We start from the raw sequence: 5,619 nt of genomic DNA, 5'->3' as shown, positions 1-5,619 counted from the left end.
TCTCCAACAGTTGAAGATTCTATATAAGGAAGCTTCATTCCTATTCCAGTATCCACCGTCCTAACTGCTACTGGAATGTTTGTGTTTTTCATAGCATCTAGTGCATTCTTTAAAGTCTTATTTTCCTTAAGCGATTGTACCACATTATTTCTACGCTAAAACACAAAAAAGCACTTGTTGCCTTTCGTAGACAATCAAGTGCTTTAAGTTCATATGTTTTTAAGTAGCATAGATTTGTAAGATTTATAAGATTTATAAGATCTGTAAGTTTTATAGTAACAGTACGACACCTTTTACATGCTATGAACTACTAAGTTAAAATTGACGAGTTTGTACGAGTTCTTAGTTTAATATACTTTCCATGTGATTATATTCATCACCCAGTAAAATGTCATCTCGCCTAAGCTCGTACTGCTTTTTCTATACTAGAATTGCACATAGTAGCCCCTGATGGTACAACCATCGTGAGTCATTATTTTCAAACTCCTTATTGTTTTCCTGTATCATTCAAAAATCTTTTTGGAGTTCTTTTATCTAGTTTTAATCATGTGATTTATCTAGATAGATGTATTAGTGAAGCATACCCATAAATTCATCGAATGTATCTGCCACATGATGACTTACTGGTTCAAGTTCAGCAGAATTCTCATGATCCCACACACAAACTTTCGGGTTACTTCTTGATTCTCTAAAATCTAAACATAAAAAATCACCGGCAAATAATACAGCAATTGGTAATAAAGCTACTCCCAGTAAATCTCCATCATCTGTAAGTCTCTCATCTAGCTGGGTCCATGTTACATCAATATCAAACATACCTATTTCAATATTTTCTGGGGCTTCAAGAATACATAAAAACCTAATAACTGCATAGCTATGGTTATTACACACAAAAGATTTCTTTTCTGGGGAACCACCATTATTAAATTTTATGAAATTCTTATAATCTACCGGTAGTTGAACTCTCCAAAATTCTTCTTTCTTTAATATTAAACTATCAGACGGTAACGGATAAATTATAGATTCTTTTTTAATTTCCATTCAAAACACTCCTTTTTTTATTATCTTGGCGCATCTGACCACATTCCTTTAGTCCTTCCACCATTATGAACAGTAATACCATGGATTCCATAAGGAACTAGTTGCATTTTCCCTGGTACTTCAGTATGATGCCACGTATAAGAACCATTTTCCACCATAGCCCTTATATCTTCTGGAAGTCTGTTGTTCAACCAGTCAAATTGCTCCACATCTCTTTTTAACCATAAATCTTTTGGAAGTTCATCTTTATGTACTACTAGACCAAGTCCTTCAAAATCAGCAAATCCATAGCGCATACCTTCTACTTTTTTCACTTCAACTTTCGGGATAAGATCTAGTTCTTCAGCTCGTTGTTTTATCATTTTCCTTTTATTACTTGTTAATTTGTTTCCACCTTTAATATTATTGGCCCAAGACCAGTTTTTAATATCTATTACCTCAATATAATGTCGAGCATAATCATCTAATACATCATCAAAATTCTTAGTTCCGTTAATAAAATCATCTATATTATTTAAATTAACTTCACTTGCTGTCTTACTTCTATTACCCGTACCCTATGTTGTAATCTTAAACCCTCACAATAAAAAAGCAAACCATATAAACCCTTATTAAACTACTTCTTTTTCTTCCACTACCGGCAACTCATAAGCTGTTTTATATTTCATCATGCCATATACAATGTTTACAAGCCTTCTCATAATACATACCAATGCTTGTCCTTTTGTTTTTCCCTCTTTAAGTTTCTTTTGATAGTACGCATGAAACACTGGATTTCGTGGCATCTTACTGCCTTTTGCTACTTGCACTTGCTGCACTGCTAAATTATAAAATAAAGCGTGTAGCGCCCTGTTTCCTTGTTTGCTTTTGTGTTTCTTACCTTTCCCACCAGAACCAAAGTAAACAGGCGCAATCCCCGCAAATCGTGCTAATTTGTTGGCATTTGGAAATCGTCTTACATCTCCAATTTCTGCAATTAATGCTGATGCCGTCACAAGTTCTATTCCCGGCATCGTCTCTAATTGATAATCTAGTAGATTTACTAGCTGTTTTAATTCTCTTTCGATGTATTTCATTTCCTTCTTTTTAAACTCAATCTCCCGTACAATACTTCTTACTAAAAAGTTTCGCATTTCTTGATACTCTTTCATTGTTTGTCCATCTTCTTTTACAAGTTTTAATATGTCGCTTGCTTTCTTTACTGAACATGTATTGTTGCTAACATCTAATAAAAAAGCTGTTAATTGCTTTATATTCGCCCCCTCTAAACAAGAGGGTGACGGATATTGCTGCCAAAACGCTAATGCTGTTTTCCCATCTAATTCTGAGAAAAACTTTTTATAACTTGGATAATGATGGTTTAATTGAATATGTAGTTGGTTCTTTAACGCACTTTGTGCTTTTACTAATGCATTCCTTCTTGATACTAGTTGTTGTATCGACCAAAATAAATCGTTTGGCTTTGCATCTGGCAATTGATTAAATTTGTTTACCAATATGCGTGCTACACATTCCGCATCCCAACTATCACTTTTTTGTGTCGTCACATGGCTTTTTCGCTCTAAAAATGATAAAGCTGGATTTACTTCTTTCACTACTTGTTCATGATCTACTAAATATTTCGCTAACGCTCTTCCGTAACCACCAACATCCTCTAAACCAAATACAACAATTATCCCATCACACACATATGTCTCTACTTCTAATAAAAACTTCGAAAATGCAGATGGTTTATTATCAAATTGTATTTCTCCTAATTTTTCTTGCCAACAATTAATCATAACAGCCGTATGATGCTCCTTATGTAAATCTACTCCTACATACAAATAGTTCTGTCTATTATGCATAACTCATCCCTCTATTCAATGATTTAGTCATATATAAAAATGTCGGCAACCTTAGTTCGAGCGTTCATCTTCCGATGCGCATAGGTACGCAAGCCTATCCATTTTTCATAACTCTAGTAGTATGTATAGTAAAATGAGCTAATTTTTTAAGTGAGTTTATAAAATAATTGCTGGATGTTTCCCATTTGCTTGTATTTGTCCATATGTATATATCCCTCGATAAAAACTCTCTCGGTCTAACATGCGTTTCACTTGTACTTTCGTAAACAGCTTTCCTTTCTCTGTACGATAACCATCCCTATTCAGTCTTGCTGCCAATTGAGTTAGCGACCAATGTTTAAAAAAGTGTCGTAATTCAAATAGTCTCCGTACAACTACTGCTTTTTCCGCATCTACTTCTAACACTTTTTGTCCTTTCTTGACTGTGTAACCAAACATCACACCGCCACCTGCATAGCCACCTTGTTCCGCTTTTTTCTTTCTACCTCGACTTAGCTTTAATGCAATCTCGAGACGTTGGTATTGGTCTAATAGCTCTAACATGCCATTTACTAAAAAATCATTTGGGTCATGTGTGTATATACTGTAATTTGATTGTTCAATTGCTTTTACATCAACCTCATGTTTCTTTAGTTCTCGTTGTATTAACACTTTTGCCATATCAGAGCGCCATAACCGAGATGTATTTAGTACAATCACGTGGCTCACTTGTTGATACGCCAAATCTGACAATAGCTCTTGTAATCCTTCACGTTCAACTGTTAATCCATCTTCATCTACTGTCGCTCCGCTAATTCCTTTATCTTCGTATATGTGAAGCAGTTGTAATTCATTCTCGTTACAGTACCGTTCAATTTCTTCTACTTGATACGCCAAGCTGTACCCTTCACGTACTTGACCTTCTGTTGAAACTCGTACATAACCAACTACTTTCTCTTCCATATTAAGTCCCTTCCCGTTACAGCAATTACAATCCCTGTAACGTTTACCCGTTTTTTGCGGATAACGTGTGCATAACGTCCATCCGTTAAAACGTACTTTACGATGACTTCAAAAAATAACACAACCTTTTATTTTTTCCTCTACTATCGTCGTATACTGTACATAGCCACTACAGCCTATAAAACAACAATAAAAATTTAACACTTAATGCACTTATAAAATTATAGTGCTCTTTTAAATTTCTACGCTAAAACGCAAAAAAGCACTTGTTGTCTTTAATTGACAATCAAGTGCTTTAAGTTCATCTGTTTTTAAGTAGCATAAATTTGTAAATTTTGTAGTAACAGTATGACACCTTTTGTATGTCATGACAACTACTACGTTAAAACTTACGAGTTTGTACGAGTTCGTTAGTTTCATGCCCATTCCATGTGTTTATATTCACCGCAATGTAAAATGTCATTTCGCCTAAGCTCGTACTTTGTTTTCTATTCTATCATTGCACATAATACTCTATGATGGTACAACCATCATGAGGTATATACTTTTTAACAGCCTATTATTTTTCTGTACACTTCATAACATGTTTTAAATTAATTACAGCAATACTTTGTCACTCCTGTATACAAATACTGTATTTATAAGTCACTAAATACTACCCAAATGCTATTCTACAAATTGATGCTACAACTTTCATGAGTTATTAATTCAATTTAGATATATCTATTACTATAATTTTTTTAGAGGTTATTATTTTTTACTTCCTCAAACCACTCATCAGCAAAATCATCAGCCGTTTTTATATCCTCATTTGTATGTATTAAATCATACTTATATTCAGCTTTAAACTTACCACTCTGAGCAGCGTATATTAATTTCATCTCAGTTGGCATATCTTTTTCGTATTCTTTGCATAATATTTCAATCTCTTCGATATCTTCACTTATAATTTGTAGAACCTGAAACATTCGTTCTGGAGACACATCATATCTTTCTTCTCCATTTTCCAATGCATCATTAACCTTGTGACACTCTACATACTTATTGTTAATTAAATAAAAGAAACTACTAGAAATCATATCTTCTTCACATGAAGCGTAAACATATACTTTATCGGCTCTATTTTCAACATATTCCATACATATGGATATCATATCAGCTTGCAATTCACTAAATCTATCTTCGAATTCTTTCATACTACATTACACTCCTTTTATAAATTTTTAAATTTTGCATTACCTGGCTTACCATCTATAGTGTAATTAACTATAAATTTGTCTGGACGCATATCATTCCCAGAGTATATTATATCAACCTTAACTGTTACTTCTTTTGGTGGTTTTTCTTTTAAAGCTGCAGCCCATTTATCTTCAACTTTTTTATATTTCTTCAAATTAACATCAGATAATTGCGAAACTAAATTGTCAATTTTAGGTGACCCTCCAAACCTATCACCTGCCAAATGTCCTGCATGATCTTGTCCTTTTACTTTTCCTAGTGTATTTTTACTATGTGATAATCTCTTCTCTCTCTCAGTTAGTTGCAACTTATCTGTTTCAAATTTTTCAATTCTTCCAAGATTATCTGTTTCGTAAAAGTAATCATACTCTCCTGTTTTATACCTAATTTCAGGCTTTAATCTATTTTTTCTTCCATTTGTAAACTGTTCCCCTTTGTCCACAAATGTTTTAACTTCACTTACAGTACTGCCTTTACCCGTACCCTTAGCAAGTTGATAAGCGTCATCCTTAGCTGCCGTACTTGCCTTTGAAAACTTTCCAGCTACTTC

At 33.7% G+C, this 5,619-nt stretch carries 6 protein-coding genes; all 6 read right to left on the bottom strand.

Annotated features, from left to right (window positions below):
- Positions 1–570: 570 nt before the first annotated feature.
- Positions 571–1,041, bottom strand: coding sequence for an SMI1/KNR4 family protein (locus tag G9F74_RS29140; RefSeq protein WP_000403324.1), 471 nt, complete (start codon positions 1,039–1,041; stop codon positions 571–573).
- A gap of 20 nt (positions 1,042–1,061) precedes the next feature.
- A complete protein-coding gene (locus G9F74_RS29880) occupies positions 1,062–1,403 on the bottom strand; it encodes an HNH endonuclease signature motif containing protein (RefSeq protein WP_016108799.1) in 342 nt (113 codons plus the stop codon).
- Between the two features lie 249 nt (positions 1,404–1,652).
- Complete coding sequence (locus G9F74_RS29130) at positions 1,653–2,888, bottom strand: IS110 family RNA-guided transposase (protein WP_016108800.1); 1,236 nt, start codon at positions 2,886–2,888, stop codon at positions 1,653–1,655.
- 156 nt (positions 2,889–3,044) lie between these two features.
- Complete coding sequence (locus tag G9F74_RS29125) at positions 3,045–3,830, bottom strand: recombinase family protein (RefSeq protein ID WP_016108801.1); 786 nt, start codon at positions 3,828–3,830, stop codon at positions 3,045–3,047.
- A 740-nt stretch (positions 3,831–4,570) separates the two neighbouring features.
- Complete coding sequence (locus G9F74_RS29120; protein ID WP_000657439.1) at positions 4,571–5,026, bottom strand: immunity protein YezG family protein; 456 nt, start codon at positions 5,024–5,026, stop codon at positions 4,571–4,573.
- 17 nt (positions 5,027–5,043) lie between these two features.
- Positions 5,044–5,619 (bottom strand): DNA/RNA non-specific endonuclease (locus tag G9F74_RS29115; protein ID WP_260408305.1); only part of this gene is annotated, 576 nt, incomplete at its 5' end.

The sequence above is a fragment of the Bacillus sp. EKM202B genome, assembly GCF_011066025.1.
In the GTDB taxonomy this organism is placed as follows: Bacteria; Bacillota; Bacilli; order Bacillales; family Bacillaceae_G; genus Bacillus_A; species Bacillus_A toyonensis.
The sequence above is the reverse complement of the archived record's forward strand: the minus strand, read 5'-3'. Positions and strand labels throughout refer to the sequence as shown.